Annotated in this window: 18 protein-coding genes, 2 tRNA genes and 2 rRNA genes; 10 read left to right on the forward strand and 12 right to left on the reverse strand. The window is 51.7% G+C overall.

Annotation, left to right across the window (positions count from 1 at the left end; genetic code table 11):
• The first annotated feature begins 4 nt into the window (after positions 1–4).
• From hpxX to hpxZ, 3 genes are read left to right on the forward strand one after another with little or no spacing between them, the layout of a single operon-like run.
• Complete coding sequence (gene hpxX / locus F3J38_RS08705; protein ID WP_167136971.1) at positions 5–190, forward strand: oxalurate catabolism protein HpxX; 186 nt, start codon at positions 5–7, stop codon at positions 188–190.
• Positions 187–1,584, forward strand: a complete 1,398-nt coding sequence (locus F3J38_RS08710; RefSeq protein WP_167136973.1) for an AtzE family amidohydrolase — start codon at positions 187–189, stop codon at positions 1,582–1,584. Before hpxX ends, F3J38_RS08710 begins: the two co-directional genes overlap by 4 nt.
• Position 1,585: 1 nt before the next feature.
• Complete coding sequence (gene hpxZ, locus F3J38_RS08715) at positions 1,586–1,969, forward strand: oxalurate catabolism protein HpxZ (RefSeq protein WP_167136977.1); 384 nt, start codon at positions 1,586–1,588, stop codon at positions 1,967–1,969.
• Between the two features lie 76 nt (positions 1,970–2,045).
• Here hpxZ and puuE read toward each other — a convergent pair whose 3' ends face one another.
• The 3 genes from puuE to F3J38_RS08730 are packed head-to-tail and all read right to left on the reverse strand — an operon-like array spanning position 2,046 to position 4,490.
• Positions 2,046–3,005, reverse strand: coding sequence for an allantoinase PuuE (gene puuE, locus F3J38_RS08720; RefSeq protein ID WP_167136980.1), 960 nt, complete (start codon positions 3,003–3,005; stop codon positions 2,046–2,048).
• A gap of 34 nt (positions 3,006–3,039) precedes the next feature.
• Positions 3,040–3,771, reverse strand: a complete 732-nt coding sequence (hpxA, locus tag F3J38_RS08725; RefSeq protein ID WP_167136983.1) for an allantoin racemase — start codon at positions 3,769–3,771, stop codon at positions 3,040–3,042.
• On the reverse strand, positions 3,768–4,490 hold the full coding sequence (locus F3J38_RS08730; protein WP_167136985.1) for a GntR family transcriptional regulator: 723 nt from the start codon (positions 4,488–4,490) through the stop codon (positions 3,768–3,770). Before F3J38_RS08730 ends, hpxA begins: the two co-directional genes overlap by 4 nt.
• Positions 4,491–4,635: 145 nt before the next feature.
• Between F3J38_RS08730 and F3J38_RS08735 the strand changes: the two genes are divergently transcribed.
• Entirely contained in the window at positions 4,636–6,117 is a 1,482-nt protein-coding gene (locus F3J38_RS08735) for an NCS1 family nucleobase:cation symporter-1 (protein ID WP_167136988.1), read from the forward strand.
• A gap of 96 nt (positions 6,118–6,213) precedes the next feature.
• Here F3J38_RS08735 and F3J38_RS08740 read toward each other — a convergent pair.
• Positions 6,214–6,290 (reverse strand) — tRNA-Asp (locus F3J38_RS08740).
• Positions 6,291–6,424: 134 nt separating this feature from the next.
• Positions 6,425–7,156 (reverse strand): DNA polymerase III subunit epsilon, encoded by a 732-nt coding sequence (gene dnaQ / locus F3J38_RS08745; RefSeq protein ID WP_167136991.1) that lies wholly within the window; start codon positions 7,154–7,156, stop codon positions 6,425–6,427.
• Positions 7,157–7,209: 53 nt separating this feature from the next.
• Here dnaQ and rnhA point away from each other — a divergent pair, with 53 nt between their 5' ends.
• Positions 7,210–7,677: a ribonuclease HI gene (gene rnhA / locus F3J38_RS08750; RefSeq protein WP_167136994.1), complete on the forward strand. Its 468-nt coding sequence runs from the start codon at positions 7,210–7,212 to the stop codon at positions 7,675–7,677.
• Here the strand turns inward: rnhA and F3J38_RS08755 are convergent.
• The gene (locus F3J38_RS08755) at positions 7,662–8,396 is read right to left on the reverse strand and encodes a class I SAM-dependent methyltransferase (protein ID WP_167136997.1); all 735 of its coding nucleotides are present in this window, start codon (positions 8,394–8,396) and stop codon (positions 7,662–7,664) included. The two genes, rnhA and F3J38_RS08755, sit on opposite strands and share 16 nt — an antisense overlap.
• Before the next feature lie 40 nt (positions 8,397–8,436).
• Between F3J38_RS08755 and gloB the strand changes: the two genes are divergently transcribed.
• The 4 genes from gloB to F3J38_RS08775 all read left to right on the forward strand — a co-directional run bounded on the left by gloB (position 8,437) and on the right by F3J38_RS08775 (position 12,941).
• Positions 8,437–9,192, forward strand: coding sequence for a hydroxyacylglutathione hydrolase (gene gloB / locus F3J38_RS08760; protein WP_167137000.1), 756 nt, complete (start codon positions 8,437–8,439; stop codon positions 9,190–9,192).
• Positions 9,193–9,263: 71 nt separating this feature from the next.
• Complete coding sequence (gene mltD / locus F3J38_RS08765; protein WP_167137003.1) at positions 9,264–10,634, forward strand: murein transglycosylase D; 1,371 nt, start codon at positions 9,264–9,266, stop codon at positions 10,632–10,634.
• Between the two features lie 278 nt (positions 10,635–10,912).
• The gene (locus tag F3J38_RS08770) at positions 10,913–12,238 is read left to right on the forward strand and encodes an MFS transporter (RefSeq protein WP_240155920.1); all 1,326 of its coding nucleotides are present in this window, start codon (positions 10,913–10,915) and stop codon (positions 12,236–12,238) included.
• Between the two features lie 7 nt (positions 12,239–12,245).
• Positions 12,246–12,941, forward strand: coding sequence for a cyclase family protein (locus tag F3J38_RS08775; RefSeq protein WP_167137006.1), 696 nt, complete (start codon positions 12,246–12,248; stop codon positions 12,939–12,941).
• Here F3J38_RS08775 and F3J38_RS08780 read toward each other — a convergent pair.
• Together F3J38_RS08780 and F3J38_RS08785 are read right to left on the reverse strand one after the other, a co-directional pair.
• The gene (locus F3J38_RS08780) at positions 12,938–13,738 is read right to left on the reverse strand and encodes an endonuclease/exonuclease/phosphatase family protein (protein ID WP_167137009.1); all 801 of its coding nucleotides are present in this window, start codon (positions 13,736–13,738) and stop codon (positions 12,938–12,940) included. The genes F3J38_RS08775 and F3J38_RS08780 overlap by 4 nt on opposite strands.
• Before the next feature lie 180 nt (positions 13,739–13,918).
• Entirely contained in the window at positions 13,919–15,097 is a 1,179-nt protein-coding gene (locus tag F3J38_RS08785; protein WP_167137012.1) for an MFS transporter, read from the reverse strand.
• Positions 15,098–15,197: 100 nt separating this feature from the next.
• Between F3J38_RS08785 and yafC the strand changes: the two genes are divergently transcribed.
• A complete protein-coding gene (gene yafC / locus F3J38_RS08790; RefSeq protein WP_167137015.1) occupies positions 15,198–16,106 on the forward strand; it encodes a DNA-binding transcriptional regulator YafC in 909 nt (302 codons plus the stop codon).
• A 12-nt stretch (positions 16,107–16,118) separates the two neighbouring features.
• On the opposite strand, the gene dkgB is transcribed toward yafC, so the two are convergent.
• The 4 genes from dkgB to F3J38_RS08810 form a co-directional block, all read right to left on the reverse strand.
• Entirely contained in the window at positions 16,119–16,922 is an 804-nt protein-coding gene (gene dkgB / locus F3J38_RS08795; RefSeq protein WP_167137018.1) for a 2,5-didehydrogluconate reductase DkgB, read from the reverse strand.
• 170 nt (positions 16,923–17,092) lie between these two features.
• A tRNA-Asp gene (locus F3J38_RS08800) sits at positions 17,093–17,169 on the reverse strand.
• 102 nt (positions 17,170–17,271) lie between these two features.
• A 5S ribosomal RNA gene (gene rrf, locus F3J38_RS08805) occupies positions 17,272–17,387 on the reverse strand.
• A 206-nt stretch (positions 17,388–17,593) separates the two neighbouring features.
• Positions 17,594–17,700 (reverse strand): 23S ribosomal RNA (locus F3J38_RS08810); the annotation flags it as partial.

Raw genomic sequence — 17,700 nt, forward strand, 5'->3', positions numbered from 1 at the left:
ATCAATGAACACTCAACCCGATTGGGCTGCGTATATCGCCCAGATGGAACAGATTTTATCTCTGGAGCTGGATGCCACACGTCGTGCCGAGCTGATGACGCAGTTTACTCGCATCGCCACCATCGCTGAGCCATTGATGTCATTCCCGCTCGACGATCGGCTAGAAATGGCAGGAGTCTTCCATCCATGAAACTCGCCTCGCTATCGATCAAAGCGTTAAACCTGGCGCTGAATAAGGGTGAAATCTCTGCCCGCGATGTGGCAGAACAGACGTTAAAGCAGATTGAGCACGCTAATCCAGCGATCAACGCATGGACGGAAGTCACTGGCTTGCGTATGTTGCATGAAGCCGATCAAATTGATCAACAACGCCTGCGCGGAGAGGCGTTACCCGCACTGGCGGGCATACCCTACGCAGTCAAAAATCTGTTCGATGTGGCCGGACACGCGACGTTAGCGGGTGCCCGCCTGTTCAGCAATCGCCCCGTTGCATCAGAGGATGCGTGGGCGGTGAGTCAGCTCCGTCAATCTGGCGCACTGCTCTCCGGCATGCTCAATATGGATGCTTATGCTTACGGTTTTACCACTGAAAATACGCATTACGGTGCAACCCGTAATCCTCGTGATTTGACGCGCGTCGCAGGGGGATCGTCGGGAGGTTCGGCGGCTGCCGTCGCGGCGGGGCTGGTGCATTTCTCACTGGGCACGGATACTAACGGCTCCATCCGTGTTCCCGCTTCGCTGTGTGGCATCTTTGGACTGAAACCGACCTTTGGTCGTTTGTCGCGCAGTGGTAGCCATCCTTTTGTTGCCAGCCTCGATCATATCGGCCCGTTCGCGCGATCGGTGGAAGATTTAAGCCTGGTGTATGACGCACTGCAAGGTCGTGATGCCCAAGATGCCTTCCAGTCCGCACAACCCTTAGCCCCCGTCAGTGATGAATTATCCCAAGGCACTGAAGGCCTTCGCAGTGCGGTGCTGGGTGGCTTCTTCTCGACATGGTGCAGCGATGAAGCACGCGCAGCCGTCGCGACTGTGGCAAAAGCGCTGAATGCCCATGAAGAAGTCACCTTACCCAATGCAGAAATTGCCCGCTCTGCCGCCTTCATCATGACCGCAGCAGAAGGTGGAAATCACTATCTGCCTGCCCTGCGCGATAGGCCAGATCAGTTTGAACCCAACTCGCGCGAGCGTTTACTGGCAGGCGCGATGCTGCCCTCCGCTTGGTATGTGCAGGCACAACGCTTCCGTCGCCACTTTCAGCAACAGGTACTCCCGCTGTTTGAACAGTTTGATGTGCTGATCGCACCCGCGACGCCTTGCACCGCAACCACCATCGGACAAGAGATGATGCGTATCAACGGGCAGGATTTACCCACACGCGCCAGTATGGGCATGCTGACACAACCGATTTCGTTCTTGGGCTTGCCGGTATGCACCGTTCCCCTGCAAACGGCCAATGGGTTGCCGATTGGCCTGCAATTGATCGCGGCGCCCTTTAAAGAACATTTGGCGTTGCGCGCTGCCTGGGCATTGCAGCAGCAGGGAATTACACTGCCGCAAACCACGTTAATGGATGCTTAAAATGACACCTGAACATATTGACCGCCCGGCGATACTCGCTGAAGTGACCACTGCGTTTTACCGTTACGAGCAGGCACTGATCAGTAATGATGTGGCGGTGCTGGATGAGCTGTTCTGGCATGACGATCGCACGGTGCGCTTAGGTGCCGGTGAAAATCTTTATGGCATCGATGAGATTCGCGCCTTTCGTGCCGCACGTCCTTCGAAGGGGCTGGATCGAACGTTGCGCAACACCGTGATCACCACCTTTGGTGATGATTATGCCGTGTGCAGCACCGAGTTCACCCGCGATGGCGTAGAAAAAATAGGTCGCCAGCAGCAAACCTGGGTGAGATTACCCTGTGGTTGGCGCATTGTGGCCGCGCAGGTGAGTTTGATGAGCTAATGGCTTGTAGGGTCAGCATTTATGCTGACCTGTACTGTCAGGTGCGCATCAATGCGCACCCTACAAACAGAGGTGTTTACGCATTGGGTGCTGGGTGGTTCTCCATCCAGTGCTCAGCTATCTGCTGGCGCGTACAGATCCACACATTTTCATGCTGCTGAATGTGATCAAGGAAACGCTGCAGGGCACGGAACTTTCCCGGACGCCCGAGCAAACGACAATGCATGCCAATCGACATCATTTTCGGCGAGGTGTCGCCCTCTTCATACAACACGTCAAAGGTATCGCGCAGATAGACAAAGAACTGCTCAGCGGTATTGAAGCCCTGCGGTGAGGCAAAACGCATGTCATTACACTCCAGCGTGTAGGGAATGATCAAATGCGGCTTCACCGTCCCATCCTGACAGGTCACCTGAGTCCAGAAGGGTAAATCATCGCCGTAGTAATCGCTGTCGTAACTAAAGCCGCCCTGCTCTACCACCAAACGGCGAGTATTCGGACTGTCTCGGCCGGTGTACCAGCCGGTGGGTGCTTTACCAAAAAGATCGCGCAGCACATCGACAGCTTGCTGCATATGTTGACGCTCTGTTTTGGCATCCATCGACTGGTAATGGATCCAGCGCCAACCATGGCTCACCACATCGTACTCCGCCGCTTTGATTGCCTCGACGATTTCAGGATGACGTGCCAGCGCCATCGCGACGCCAAACACCGTTAAGGGTAATCCACGCTTTTGGAATTCGTTGTGGATACGCCAGAACCCCGCGCGTGAACCGTACTCATACAGCGAATCCATCGACATATGGCGATCGGCATAGCTGGCTGCACCAATAATATCGGACAGGAACTGCTCAGAACCGGCATCGCCGTGCAGCACGTTATTTTCCGCGCCCTCTTCATAGTTCAAAACAAACTGCACCGCGACTTTGGCTTTACCCGGCCACTGTGCATGAGGTGGCTGATTCGCATAACCAATCAGGTCACGTGGATAGTTTTTGTTGAAGCTGTACTCTTTCTTTTCAGATACATCACTCATTCTGCAAATTCCTTAGTCAGTCCTCAACCAGCCCTTAGTTTAGGTGCTGAAATGCACCGCTGAGCGGTTTTTCAATCGGATAATCCAAATCACCATGCTTACTGGTGCCAAACCCGAGTGCCACCAGCGACTCCACCATTTTGACTGCCGCACTGACACCATCAATCACCGGTAAGCCCAGCTCTTTGGTGAGTTCCTGCGCCAGTGAAGCCATACCGCCACAGCCCAGCACAATCGCACCGCTGCCATCTTCTCGTTTCGCCTGTATACAGCGCTGGCGCACTTTTTCTTGCGCCACACCACTGCCATCTTCCAGAGCCAATACCGGTAAATCGATGGCATGCAGCGCGGCGCAATGATGGGTAAATCCATATTGCTGCAGTAAATGACGCGCGATCACCAGGGTTCGCGGCAAGGTAGTGACGATGGAGAAGCGCGTGGCCACCAAGGTCGCTGTGTGCATCGCTGCTTCGGCAATGCCGATCACCGGGCCGCTCGCCAGTTCACGCGCAGCCAGCAGCCCCGGATCGCCAAAACAGGCAATCACATGACCGCTTACGCCCTGAGCTTTTCCGAGTTTGACCTGTTCAAGCACGCCTACCGCCGCAATCGCCTCATCAAAGTGACCTTCAATAGAGGGCACGCCATGGCTGGGGCATACCGCCAAAATCTCAGTGCCTGCTGCGGCCACGGCACGGGCAGCAGTGCCGATGGTTTCCGTCATCGCCACGCTGGTATTAGGGTTGATCACCTGAATCAACGTCATGATGCGGTTCCTTTATGACCGGAAAATAACCGGGAGAAGTCCGGCAGCATTTCACCACTGCGCTCAAAGTGCAGGCTGGTCACGATGTGTTCAAAGTGATGCTGCAAAGCATGAGTGAGTGCGGGGAGATCTTTTTGCCGCAGCAACGCCACTAGCCGATCATGATGATCACAACGGCAACCGCGCTGCCACGGAGCACCATAGGCCGCAATCACCAACGACGAACGTTGCGTCAGTCGCGTCACCATGTCGGTCAGCACTTGATTGCCAGAAATGGCCTGCAACTGAATATGAAAAGCGGCAGATAAACGAATGGCGGCAGCACCGTCGTGTTGTTCGTGAGCCTGCTGCTCTTCTTCTATTAAGGCACTCAGCGCAGCAAGATGCGGAGGTTGAAGGTGAGTGAGAACGGCAGGCAGGTTAGCGCACTCCAACAAACTGCGCGTGGCAAAGATATCACGCGCCTCCTCTACACCCGGCGTTGCCACTTGTGCACCACGTCTGGGCGACAGCGTGATCATTTGCACCGCAGCGAGGCGTTGCAACACTTTACGAATGCCCGTTCGGCTGACGCCAAATACCTCTGACAATGCCTCTTCCGGCAATTTGCTGCCCGGCGGCAGCTGATGTTCAACAATCGCGTTTAGCAACGCTTGATAGATGGGTTCGTCGCGATCATTCAGATCGGCAGCCGTTTTCTGGCCTGTTTCACTCTTCATTACCTGCTCCGGCAAGTGACTGTGCTTCGCACATCGTATACGTGAAATTAATTTTTTGTATACAGGAAATCAATTCTGGCCTGGATCCTGCAATACCGTTTCACGCAGTGATTATTTTTCCCATGTTGTTAGAGGAGCAGGTTTCATGCCAAATCATTCTGAAGTGACCTCTGGGGCCAGTGCCCATTACAGCCCACGCCTGTGCAACGAGGATCTGGCACCCACACGTGATCAGAACTGGTCGTGGTACAACATCTTTTCTTTTTGGATGTCCGATGTGCACAGCATGGGCGGCTATGTCGTCGCCGCCAGTTTCTTTACGTTGGGGCTCGCGAGTTGGCAGGTGCTGCTGTGCCTGCTGGTGGGCATTTGTATTGTGCAGCTGTGCGCCAATCTGGTGGCGAAACCCAGCCAGATGGCCGGCGTGCCTTACGCCGTGATTTCACGTCAGGCATTCGGCGTATTTGGCGCCAACATTCCCGCAGTCATTCGCGGGTTAATCGCCTTCGCCTGGTACGGTATTCAAACTTATCTTGCCGCTAACGCTCTGATGCTGGTGCTATTGAAGTTCTTTCCTGCACTGAGCAGTATGACGCAAAGTAGCTGGTTGGGTTTATCGCAGCTCGGCTGGTGTTGTTTCAGCGTGATGTGGTTCCTGCAAGCCATGGTGTTTTGGCACGGCATGAGTGCGATTAAACGCTTCATCGATGTCGCAGGTCCAGCGGTGTATGTGGTGATGGTAGCGCTGGCAGGCTGGATTGTATACAAAACGGGCTTTGATGGTATCTCCTTCACGCTGGCCAGTAAGCAACTGAGTACGGGAGAGCAAACCTGGCAGATGATCACGGCAACGGCACTGGTCGTGTCCTATTTCTCCGGCCCCTTGCTCAACTTTGGTGACTTCTCCCGCTATGGCAAAAGTATGGGTGAGATCCGTCGCGGCAACCGCTGGGGCTTACCCTTTAATTTCCTGCTGTTCTCCATCGTGACGGTGGTGATCGTTTCAGGTACGCAGTCACTGTTTGGCCGCATGATCACCGACCCGATTGAAACCGTGAGCATGGTTGGTAACGATGTCGCCGTGGCAATTGGCCTGCTGACGATGATCATCGCCACCATCGGTATCAATATCGTCGCAAACTTTGTCTCCCCGGCCTTTGATTTCTCTAACTGCTCGCCACAGAAAATCAGTTTCCGTACCGGTGGCATGATCGCGGCTGTGGGTTCGGTGCTGCTGACGCCGTGGAACCTGTTCCAGTCACCCGAGTTAATTCACTACACCCTGGATGTGCTGGGTGCCTTTATCGGGCCACTGTTTGGCATTTTGGTGGCTGACTTCTACCTGATTAAACGCAGCAAAGTCTATGTCGATGATCTGTTCGATGACACGCCGAAAGGCCGTTATTGGTATCGCGGAGGCTTCAATCCCAAAGCGATTGCCGCCCTGCTGCCGTCGGTAGGGATTGGTTTGGTGATCAGCTTTATTCCATCGCTGCATGCCGTTGCCAATTTTAGCTGGTTTATCGGTGTGGCTTTGGGTGCAGGCTGCTATCGCTGGTTGGCACGCGCCGACCGTGAGGTCTCTGCTGTAGCCTATCCAGGGAAAGTGGCGGTACAGAAAGATTAAGCCGCTGGTCGCCATTCATGGCGACCCACTCAGACATTTGGCGCGGACTGGAAAAGCAAAAAGCCGATGCATTTCTGCATCGGCTTCTTTAATGATTGGCGGAACGGACGGGGCTCGAACCCGCGACCCCCTGCGTGACAGGCAGGTATTCTAACCAACTGAACTACCGCTCCGCGCTTTGTTCCCCGTCGAGAACGAGGCGAATATTAATGGCAGCCTCATCCTCCGTCAACGCTTTTTCTATGGGAATGATTCGTTTGCCGTTTTTTTCATCTCACTGCCGCTTTTACAGACAAAATCATCCCTATCAGGCTCGCCACAGGCAGCTGCCGCCCTTTTTCAACACTAAGTCGAGGCGACTTTCATGTGCGATCATTTCTTCATCGCTGGCGCTGACCACGCGCAAACCCGAACTTGGACGCGCAATACGTTGAATATTATCGCCATCCGATTGGCTGCTTTGCTCACTATCCAGTGAAAAGGCCAGCGATGTCTGACCACCGGTCATCATCAGGAAGACTTCTGCCAGAATCTCGGCATCGAGCAAAGCGCCGTGTAGCGTACGTTTGCTGTTATCAATTTCGTAGCGGTTACACAAGGCATCCAAGCTGTTGCGCTTGCCTGGATACATCTTACGCGCCATGGCCAGGCTATCGGTAACCTGACAGAACGTGTCCGTTTTGCCTATGCCACGCTTCAGCATGCCGAACTCGTAGTCCATAAAGCCGATATCGAACGAGGCGTTATGGATCACCAGTTCCGCACCGCGGATATAATCAAGGAATTCATCGGCGATATCAGCAAACATGGGTTTATCGGCGAGAAATTCATCCGCAATACCGTGAACGCCAAACGCTTCCGGGTCCACCAGCCGATCGGGCTTGAGGTACATATGGAAATTATTGCCGGTCAGGCGACGGTTAATCACCTCAACAGCACCGATTTCAATGATGCGATGTCCTTCATAGTGCACACCGATCATGTTCATGCCGGTGGTTTCTGTATCGAGGACGATCTGGCGGTTATTTGCAGTGCTCATAGGACTCGTTTTATGTCAGACTTGGCGTTTTGTCAGAAGGAAGTCTACCAGAGATGCGCAAACAGGTAGAAATATTCACCGATGGATCCTGCCTCGGTAATCCCGGCCCTGGCGGCTACGGCGCCATTTTACGTTATGGTGCGCATGAAAAAGAGTTCAGCACTGGCTATCGCCTCACTACCAACAACCGTATGGAAATGATGGCGGCGATTGTCGCCCTTGAAGCCTTGACTCAGCCTTGTGCCGTAGTGCTCAGCACCGATAGCCAGTATGTGCGCCAGGGCATTACCACCTGGATTCATAACTGGAAAAAACGTGGCTGGAAAACCGCTGATAAAAAGCCAGTGAAAAATGTCGATCTCTGGAAACGGCTCGATCTGGCCCTGAGCACGCACGAAATCCAGTGGGAGTGGGTAAAAGGTCACGCCGGCCACCCGGAAAACGAACGCTGTGACGAACTGGCGCGCAGTGCCGCCGGCAATCCAACGATGGATGATATCGGTTATCAGGTCGAATCCTGATCCTTCACTTCGCGGAACTGACGTGTAGCGTTAACCGTTTGTCGCAGTTGCGCTTTGCTTAGACTTTTCTTCATTTTGGTGGGCGTTAAAGGGAAGGTTCTTTTACGCGCCACCACAATGTTGAGGCACCCCAGCGCAGGCAGATGCGCACTGATGACCTTCCCTCCCTGGCTATGCCATGGCACCACCTGAAAACGGGTGCGATACACCACTTCGTAATTGAGCAAGCTGAGCCAATCAAGCAGTCTCGTCTGGCTGAACATACGTCCACTCCATGGCGCTCGCTTGTGCAAGCCGGGAATACCTTTGCTGATCCCCAACAGGCTAAACGGATTGAAGCCGCTGATAATCATCCAACCGTCATCGATCAATACACGATCCACCTCCCGCAAAACACGGTGCGGGTCCTGGCTCCACGACAAGGTATGTGCCAATAAACAGGCATCGATAGATTTCGCTTCAAAGGGTAATTGCGTGGTGTTGGCGATCACCTGGAGGTCATCGCCCTCAATGCCCACATTCACCTGATGCGATATGGCACACTGGCTGGTATTGATTTCTGCGCTAAGGCTGCCAAGTTTAAGCATATGAAAGCCATACAGCTTTCCAAGGTAAGGCTGTAACTGCTGCGTGAGCGCATCACGAAAATAGTCTCCCCATGGCATATCGCGCCAAGAGCGCGGCGCAGTGAGAATCTGGCGTGTTTTAGCTGGCTTCATGCTCTACCATCATCCTTATTCTACGACCTGAGAGGTGTTTATGAATCTTACCAGCATTCCCGCATTGCAGGATAACTACATCTGGACACTGACAGACGATGATAAAAATTGTCTGATTGTCGATCCCGGAGAAGCCCAACCGGTACTGGATAAAATCAGGGTTAACCACTGGAAACCCGTTGCTATTTTGCTGACCCATCATCATCACGATCACGTTGGCGGGGTCGCAGAATTGCTGCAGCACTACCCTGATATCGAGGTTTTCGGTCCAGCCGAAACTCAGGAAAAAGGGGCCAAACGAATTATCGCTGAAGGGGATGAATTTACGCTGCTTGGGCTAAATTTCCGTGTCATCGCAACACCCGGACACACTTTAGGACATATCTCATATTTCAGTTCACCTTATCTTTTTTGCGGTGATACGATGTTTTCGGGTGGCTGCGGACGTCTCTTTGAGGGCACCGCGGAACAAATGTTCAATTCATTTCAGAAACTTAACCAACTCCCTTCAGATACTCTGATTTGCTGTGCGCATGAGTACACTTTATCCAATATGAAGTTTGCTGCGGCTATTCTGCCCCATGACCCGAAAATTTTGGCAAGGTATCAACAAATTAAGGACTTACGTGCAGAAAATCGCATTACTTTGCCCACAAAACTGGGCTTAGAGCGGGAAATAAATTTATTTCTCCGTACGCAAGATCCTGATTTACAAAAGGCTTTAGGGACTAATGTTGCTTCGTCCCCGTTATGGCAAACATTCGCTGATCTACGCGAGAAGAAAGACCGTTTTTGATATTTCTGGTTGTGTTGTGTGGACCCCTAACGTATAGTTGCTCGTCTTTTAAGCGAACTATTGACACACACATGAAGGCTAAAGCGATCTTACTCGCCTCGGTCTTGCTGGTAGGATGTCAGGCATCAAGGAATGACGCCAATATCCCCGTACAGCATGCACAGAGCCTGTCTTCAGCTGGTCAAGGTGAAAATGGAAAGTACGGAGATCGATTGTTGTCGCCGCGATGGCAGGATGATGGAACAAGCCTCGCAGAAGATACTGATCTCTGGAATCACATTAGTGACGAGTTGAAGATGGGGATTCCGGAAAACCCCCGGATCCGCGAACAAAAAACAAAGTACTTAAGAAATAAGAGCTATCTCCACGATGTAACATTACGGGCAGAGCCGTACATGTACTGGATAGTCGAGCAGATACAGAAACGTAAAATGCCGATGGAACTGGTACTGCTACCCATAGTGGAGAGCGCTTTTGACCCACATGCAACATCTTCTGCGAATGCCGCTGGCATCTGGCAGATTGTTGCACAAACGGGCAAAAACTATGGTTTGAAACAGAACCAATGGTACGACGGGCGCCGCGATGTGGTGGCCTCGACCAAAGTTGCGCTGGATATGATGCAGCGTCTGAACGGCATGTTTGACGGTGACTGGTTGTTAACAGTGGCCGCCTATAACAGCGGTGAAGGACGTGTGCTGAAAGCGATTAAACAGAATAAGGCGCGCGGCAAGCCGACTGACTTCTGGCATTTATCGCTTCCCCGCGAAACCACGGTCTACGTACCTAAAATGTTGGCCTTGAGCGAAATCCTTAAGAACAACAAGCAGTACGGTATCAAGTTGCCGACCCCGAACGAAAGCCGTGCGTTAGCACGTGTGGAAGTGGGACAGCAAATTGAACTGACGCAGGCCGCAGATATGGCGGGTATGTCGCTCAACAAGTTGAAGAGCTTCAACGCCGGTTATAAAAACGGCACCACTGCGCCAAATGGACCGCACTACATTATGGTGCCGAAGTCCAACGTTGCTAAGCTACGCAATTCACTGGCATCCGGTGATATTGCTTCCGTGCAGCCTACTGAAATGGCGAAAGCCAGTGCAGCAGGAGACAATTACACGGTACGTAAAGGCGACACCTTGTCAGCAATTGCTAACAAGCTTGGCGTAAGCGTCAGTGCACTGAAACAGCAGAACAACCTGCGCAGTGCTTCAGTTCGCATCGGTCAGAAGTTGACCGTTGGCGGCAAAGCAACGCAGTTGGCTGATAACGGCAACAGCATCACCTACCGTGTACGTAAGGGTGATTCTTTTGCCAGTATTGCAAAACGTCATGGTGTGAACACACAAGACGTTATGCGCTGGAACAGTGACGCTAAAGACATTCAGCCGGGCGATAAGCTCACGCTGTTTGTGAAGAATAGCGCAACACCTGATACTTAATGCTCCGAAAAGGCTGACTTTTGTCAGCCTTTTTCATTTTTCTACCCTTCACTCTCGCTTTTCCAACCCCTTTTTCATTACGGCTTTAATCCCGATTAAAAACCTTAGCGCGTGATACTGTTCAAATAACCGCCATGCAATTCTTGTATGGTAGGTCACGCCCTTTAAGGTTAACAAAAGACGCAAGCAATGTAGCCAAAATGCTACAAACATTTGCGTATTGTGCCGCTGGATGCTTTTTTTGACGCGGCTTGTAACCATCAGTTGGAAAAGGGTTGATGATGAGTGATAGCTTGAATGAGCAGCTGAATGCTGCCGAAAAAGATTCAACACCGCAGCAAAAGATGACGAACAAATCGAGTTGGCTGCCGCGTGCCCACCCTCTCTCATGGGCAATGCTGGTCATTACGACACTGGCAATATTGATGAACTCCATCGATCGCATCATCCTTCCTACCTTGCTGCCAGCCATTATGAAGGATTTCAACTTAAGCGAAGTCCAAGCAGGCTGGATTAATTCGTTGAGCTTCTTTGGCACCCTCTCTGGTGCCGTTGTTTTCGGCTTGCTCTCTGATTACATCGGGAGCGGCTACCGTCGATGCTACAGCTGGTGTCTTGCGGTTCTGGTGGAAATCATTTCAGGAGTGGCGACCGCATTTTGTAAGACGCTGGGTGCCTTCCAAGCGCTTCGTGTATTCATGGGAATGGGAACGGGCGGCTCAGAACCCATTAATGTCGCGTTGTTAGGAGAGTGGTGGCAGAAAGAGAACCGCGGCTTTGCGATTGGTGTGCATCACACCGGCTTCCCACTTGGGCAGTTCCTTGGACCCGTACTGATTGCCGCCATCCTGATGTTCGGTGACTGGCGCCACGCTTTTCTATTCATTCCCCTAATTGGGCTGGTGATTGTGGTGTTACAGCTGATCATCGGTACCAAAAAGAACCATGAACGCGTATTTCATTGGATCGATGAAAATCGGTTAACTCGCCCTATCGAAGCTAAGCCACAAAAATCGAGCCTGAAGAATTCATTTAGCTGCTTAAAAAATCGCAACTGCCTGATGGCCATTGCGTTGGTATTTGGTTTTATCTGGGCAGAAATGGGTATCGCTAATTTCTTAACACTGCAGCTCACACGTGAGGTGGGGTTGGATCTCTCTACCGCCGCGATTATCTCTGGCGCTTCGGGGATCACAGGATGGATCGGACAAATTGCCTGGGGTAGTTTCTCCGATAAACGCGGGCGTAAAACCTCTCTGACGTTCATCATTGCCGGTTGGATTCTCGCCTGCACACTCTGCATTTTTATCCACTCAGCCACACTGGCTTGGGCAATTTTAATTTTCTGGGGAGTGTTCCGCAATTCACCTTACCCGGTGGCCTATGCGCTGTTGATTGACTCATCCCCACATGCTGCAGCGTCAAGCCTCGGCTTGATGATAGGTCTGGCCGTTGGCATCGCTGGAATCTTAGTCGCGCCTGTGAGTGGTTGGATTATTCATACATGGGGCTTTAGCGTTCATTATCTCGTCATTGTCGGCATGCTGCTGCTTTCGTGCATTCCGCTCGCCTTGCTCAAAGAAACCGTAAACGTGAAGAAGTGAGAATGAAATGACCCATTTATGGACGCAGCTTCGCAATAGCAAACTTATTGAACTCAACCATTTGCATCAGGTCAGCATGCCAGTGTGGCCAACGCACCCCAAATTTACTGTGGCTGATAACGAAAGCTACCAAGGTGGCGACGGTAACTACAACTGCCAACTGGTGATGGGGGACCACTGCGGCACGCATGTGGATTCTCCGTCGCATTTTATTGAAGGGGGGAAAACCATTGAGCAAATTGACGTGCGCCAGCTCATTGGCCGTGGCCTGTTGCTGGATATGCGAAGTACCGCCCCTCGCACCACATTTGGTGTAGAAGAGATTCAAAGATGGGAACAAGAGTTTGGCCAGATTGAAGCGAATGATATTGTGATTTTTCGTACAGGCTGGCACGAAAAGTGGGCGCTTAAACCCGAACACAGCGCCTTTTTGCAAGACTGGCCAGGGCTCTCAGCGGAAGGCGCAACCTATTTGATTGGAAAAGGCGTACAGGTATTTGGCACTGACGCACTTTCATTAGATGCATTCGGAAACGAGGGTAATCCAGTCCATTTGGAGGTGTTAGGCAATGACAAGCTGATCATTGAGAATCTGGCGAATCTGCAATTATTGCCACCTCGCTTTACCTTTATCGCTTTGCCGCTGCGCATTGCCCACGGCTCCGCATCGCCAGTGCGAGCTATTGCGCTCGTTGAAGATTAGCGAGCAAAGGCACCGGGCGTAAACTCAACCAGTAAAGGATTGTGGTCAGACGCCCGAGTGACTAACACAGAGGCTTCGCTAACTTTCATATCTCGGTAGAAAACGAAATCTAACGGGCGCCCAAAGGCTTTACGCCGGTGGTCGTCCGTGAAGTTGACTTCACGTAATGCCATCTCTTCAGCGAAGCGATAGAGCGCGTTCATACGCTGGCGACTCCATGCGTTAAAATCACCGGCCATGATAACAGGCCCGCGATGGTGCTGAATTTGCTCACCAATAGGTCCTAGCTGTTTGCTATAGACATCTACGCCGAGGCTGAAATTCACCGCATGGATATTCACGACCATCAGCATTTCACCCGTCGGGAGAGGGTATGCCGTCACCAACGCCGATTTTGCCAGCCGCAGTAAGGGTTCGCGCTCCCGCAGCGGGCAGCAATAGACTGGATGTGCAGAAGCCAACGTCATGACACCCGAAGGGTGCTGAGGCAAAACAAAGGCTGGAACCTGGTCGGCCGCAAGATAGTTACTCGTGGCAAATTTGACCAGCTCAGGTGTGGTTTGTGCTTCCTGCAACAGCACCAGATGGGCATCCTTACCGAAACCCTGAAGTACTGACATCCAGTCTGCTCGCTGCTGCTTAAAGATGTTCCACACTAAAACCCGCAATGCTGGGTCCGCAGGTAAGGGGGCACCGGGCGGCAGCGCCTGCCCCAGATGCAACATCGCCCCTGGCGGAAATATCCGCTCAGCAGGCTGCCCCGCTACATAACGCATTGCATAAGTTTTTTTTCGCACTTTCCCGCCTGGCTGATTTACGACTACAACTTCACCTGACAGTTATAGGGATTTTAGTGCGGGGTTTCAATTGATGTTCTTCATTGTCGGAATTTGCTTCACAGCCAATTGAAGTAAAAAACCCTACTTGCTGGCTATCCAACTTTCGGGGGTCACTTCATCTGGCGATTTTTTGTGGTTCTACTCCGTCACTAATTGTGCGCGCGACTTGTCAAGTTGACCGCTCAAACGTACCAGTAAAAGCGCGAAAAACACGATTACCGCACCGACCCAAGGCGTTTGAGCCAACCCATAGTGCTCAACGATATGCCCCCCCACTAATGAGCCCAGCGCGATGCCAATATTAAACGCCGCAATATTCAGACCTGAAGCCACGTCCACTGCACCAGGTGCATAAGATTCTGCTTTTTGCACCACATAAACCTGTAACCCCGGCACGTTAGCAAAAGCAAAAATTCCCATCACCAAAACTGTCACCAGCGCCATATAGTGCGAACTGGCGGTAAACTGAAACAGCAGCAACAATACGGCCAATGCAGCAAAGATCAGCGTTAATGCAGGCACAGCGCCATGACGGTCGGCCAGTTTACCGCCCCAAATATTACCGATAGCCACGGAGATACCGTATCCCAGCAAAATGACACTCACTGCGGAGGGTGAGAACCCAGCCAATGACTGCATCATCGGCGCCAGAAAAGTGAAAGCCGTGAAGACGCCACCATAGCCCAGCGCCGTGATGGCATAAATCAGTAACAGGCGTGGATTGACCATCACACGAGCTTGTTGTGCCAGCGTGGTAACGGGAGGTTGAGCAATATTACGCGGCACCAGAATCATACTGCTGAGCAATGCAATGACACCCAACAGCGAAACCGCAAGAAAACTTTCACGCCAGCCAAAGTGCTGACCAATCAAGGTACCCAGAGGTACGCCCGTGACCAGCGCTACGGTTAAACCACCGAACATGATGGCGATGGCACTCGCCGCTTTTTCTTTGCTGACCAAGCTCGTCGCAATCGTCGACCCAACAGAAAAGAAGACGCCATGTGCTAGCCCTGTTAGCAAACGCGCAATCACCAGCGTCTCATAATTGGGAGCCAACCAGGCCACCAAATTACCTGCCGTGAAGAGCACCATGAGCCCCATGAGCAACTGCTTACGCGGCAGCTTTCCAGTTAACGCGGTGAGTACAGGTGCGCCGACCGCGACACCCAGTGCGTAGATAGAGACCAGCATACCTGCTGAAGGCAGTGTGATGCTGAGCTGTTCTGCAATTGTAGGGATCAGACCCACGATAACAAATTCGGTGGTTCCGATAGCGAAGGCGCTGATAGTAAGCGCCCAGAGTGCAAGTGGCATGATTGACTCCCAAGAATGTTTTGATGGGCGTCATTATCGACTCATGCTTTAATGACAAAAAGGTGCAAAGTAACAATAGACTTTTGCTGTGGAGAGCATAATGAAAGCGTCATCAGATGAGTTAAGAGTCTTTATTGCCGTGGTCGAAAGCGGCAGTTTTAGCCGAGCCGCCGAGCAATTACAGATGGCCAATTCAGCTGTTAGCCGCACAGTGAAAAAGCTTGAGAACAAATTGGGTGTGGCATTGCTGACGCGCACAACACGGCAACTCGCACTGACACACGAAGGTGAGCACTACTTCCGACGCGTGCAAAAACTGATGCAGGAGATGTCTACTGCCGAGAATGAGTTGATGGAGCGTCAGCAAGCACCAAAAGGGGTCCTGCGCATTGATGCCGCTACACCGGTCATCCTGCATTTGATACTTCCCATGATTAAACCCTTTCGTGAACGATATCCTGGCGTTAGCCTGTCGCTGATTTCATCTGAGAGTTTTATCAATCTGATTGAACGTAAGGTCGACGTTGCCATTCGCGCAGGCAATCTGACAGACTCAACTTTACGGGCGCGCTTACTGTTTATTAGTTATCGCAAGCTGGTAGCGACCCCGGCATATTTAGCGAAATATGGCGTTCCTACTTCCACAGCAGATCTTGCTCACCATGAATGCCTTGGCTTTGTTGAACCCTTGCGTTTAAACCGTTGGCCAATTTCCGATAATGGCCGCGATCTCTATGATATTGAGCCGGGAATGTCCTCGAATAGTGGTGAAACTATCAAACAACTGTGCCTTGATGATCAGGGCATCGCTTGCCTGTCTGATTACATGGTCGATAGCGAAATTGCGGATGGGACCTTCATTGAGATATTGGCAGAACAACGTGTGCCTGTTGAAATGCCTTTTAATGCGGTTTACTACAGCGATCTTGGAGTCAGTCAGCGTGTCCGCGCATTTATCGACTTTCTCAGTGAATGGGTTAATCATCAGCCCTGGCGAGCGCAGGGCTGATAAAAGTCGGACTTAATCCCAGTCTGGTGCAAGACCTTCAGGACTCACCAGTCTCTGCTGGCGATCCAAGGCCGCGATTTGCGCCATATCTTCCGCATCAAGCTTAACGCGGGCAGCCTGCATGTTACTGGCCAGATTTTCACGCTTGGTTGAGGAAGGAATAACTGCATAGCCTGATTGTAACGCCCAAGTCAGAACAACTTGTGCAGGCGTTGCCTGATGCTTTTGTGCAATAGCCTGAATCGTGCCATCCTTCAATGCTTCACCGTAAGCCAGCGTCATATAAGACGTGATATGCATCCCTTGCTGTTTTGCAAACTCAACGACCTCTCGGTTCTGTAGGAAAGGATGCAGCTCAATTTGGTTGGTTGCGATGTTTTCGATACCCACCGCTTCAATCGCCTCTTTCATTAGCGCAATCGGGAAGTTTGATATCCCAATTTGTCTTGTCAGACCCATCTCTTTAGCGGCCTTTAATGCTTGCATGCTCTCCTTCACTGATACCGCAGCACCGGGAGATGGCCAGTGGATCAAAGTAAGATCGACATAGTCAGTACGTAATTTGGACAGGCTAAGCTGCAAACTCGGTATCAGTTTTTCAGATGAGAGGTTTTCGATCCAAATCTTGGTGGTAATAAACAGTTGATCACGCGCTATGCCACTTTCAGCGATGGCTTGGCCCACAGCAGCCTCATTTTCATAGATTTGCGCGGTATCGATGGCACGGTAACCCAGTTCCAGTGCTGTCTTTACGGAATGAATTACAACATCGTCTTGCAGGCGGAAAGTGCCTAGACCAAAGGCGGGTATTGTCATGTTTTCCTCATCGTTTTGTGAATGATTTCGATGGGGAGCATTGTGGCAGCATTATTATTGCTGAAAAATCCGCTTATAAGCAGAAGAATATTGCGATTAAATCAACAATCTAGCTTGAATTTTAAACATGAAAAAGCCCTGACTTATTAAGTCAGGGCTTATCAATTAAGTGGCGGAACGGACGGGGCTCGAACCCGCGACCCCCTGCGTGACAGGCAGGTATTCTAACCAACTGAACTACCGCTCCACCGATACTGTACCAAAATCAGAAAATCGTTCTGAATTCGGGTGTTTCGCCCTTTCAGCGTCACCTGAAAGGTCACGACTCACGAATGAGTCTTAAATTGATGCCTGGCAGTTCCCTACTCTCGCATGGGGAGGCCCCACACTACCATCGGCGCTACGGCGTTTCACTTCTGAGTTCGGCATGGGGTCAGGTGGGACCACCGCGCTAAAGCCGCCAGGCAAATCTTGGTGCACGAAACGAATCTTTTACGCCGTGGCTGCGTTGCTCTCCCTCGCGCTGCTCAGTCACATACTTCAGTATGCTCCTTCACATCGTCTCGGTCGGCGCCTTGCCCCTGCGCAAAATCTTTCGTTTCCGCTAAATCTTATCCGGATGAATCAAGCTGAAAATCTGTCGCGTCTCTCAAAAACGCCTCTGGCGTTGTAAGGTTAAGCCTCACGGGTCATTAGTACCGGTTAGCTCAATGCATCGCTGCACTTACACATCCGGCCTATCAACGTCGTCGTCTTCAACGTCCCTTCAGGACTCTCA

The organism is Candidatus Pantoea formicae (assembly GCF_011752625.1).
Taxonomy (GTDB): domain Bacteria; phylum Pseudomonadota; class Gammaproteobacteria; order Enterobacterales; family Enterobacteriaceae; genus Pantoea; species Pantoea formicae.

Bases quoted from the DNA above. Each gene is read 5' to 3' on its own strand.
- rnhA (WP_167136994.1), top strand. From the start codon at position 7,210: ATGCGCAAACAGGTAGAAATATTCACCGATGGATCCTGCCTCGGTAAT.
- F3J38_RS08775 (WP_167137006.1), top strand. From the start codon at position 12,246: ATGACCCATTTATGGACGCAGCTTCGCAATAGCAAACTTATTGAACTC.
- mltD (WP_167137003.1), top strand. From the start codon at position 9,264: ATGAAGGCTAAAGCGATCTTACTCGCCTCGGTCTTGCTGGTAGGATGT.
- dnaQ (WP_167136991.1), bottom strand. From the start codon at position 7,156: ATGAGCACTGCAAATAACCGCCAGATCGTCCTCGATACAGAAACCACC.
- gloB (WP_167137000.1), top strand. From the start codon at position 8,437: ATGAATCTTACCAGCATTCCCGCATTGCAGGATAACTACATCTGGACA.
- F3J38_RS08770 (WP_240155920.1), top strand. From the start codon at position 10,913: ATGATGAGTGATAGCTTGAATGAGCAGCTGAATGCTGCCGAAAAAGAT.
- yafC (WP_167137015.1), top strand. From the start codon at position 15,198: ATGAAAGCGTCATCAGATGAGTTAAGAGTCTTTATTGCCGTGGTCGAA.
- F3J38_RS08710 (WP_167136973.1), top strand. From the start codon at position 187: ATGAAACTCGCCTCGCTATCGATCAAAGCGTTAAACCTGGCGCTGAAT.
- F3J38_RS08785 (WP_167137012.1), bottom strand. From the start codon at position 15,097: ATGCCACTTGCACTCTGGGCGCTTACTATCAGCGCCTTCGCTATCGGA.
- puuE (WP_167136980.1), bottom strand. From the start codon at position 3,005: ATGAGTGATGTATCTGAAAAGAAAGAGTACAGCTTCAACAAAAACTAT.
- F3J38_RS08730 (WP_167136985.1), bottom strand. From the start codon at position 4,490: ATGAAGAGTGAAACAGGCCAGAAAACGGCTGCCGATCTGAATGATCGC.
- F3J38_RS08755 (WP_167136997.1), bottom strand. From the start codon at position 8,396: ATGAAGCCAGCTAAAACACGCCAGATTCTCACTGCGCCGCGCTCTTGG.
- F3J38_RS08735 (WP_167136988.1), top strand. From the start codon at position 4,636: ATGCCAAATCATTCTGAAGTGACCTCTGGGGCCAGTGCCCATTACAGC.
- dkgB (WP_167137018.1), bottom strand. From the start codon at position 16,922: ATGACAATACCCGCCTTTGGTCTAGGCACTTTCCGCCTGCAAGACGAT.
- hpxX (WP_167136971.1), top strand. From the start codon at position 5: ATGAACACTCAACCCGATTGGGCTGCGTATATCGCCCAGATGGAACAG.
- hpxZ (WP_167136977.1), top strand. From the start codon at position 1,586: ATGACACCTGAACATATTGACCGCCCGGCGATACTCGCTGAAGTGACC.
- hpxA (WP_167136983.1), bottom strand. From the start codon at position 3,771: ATGACGTTGATTCAGGTGATCAACCCTAATACCAGCGTGGCGATGACG.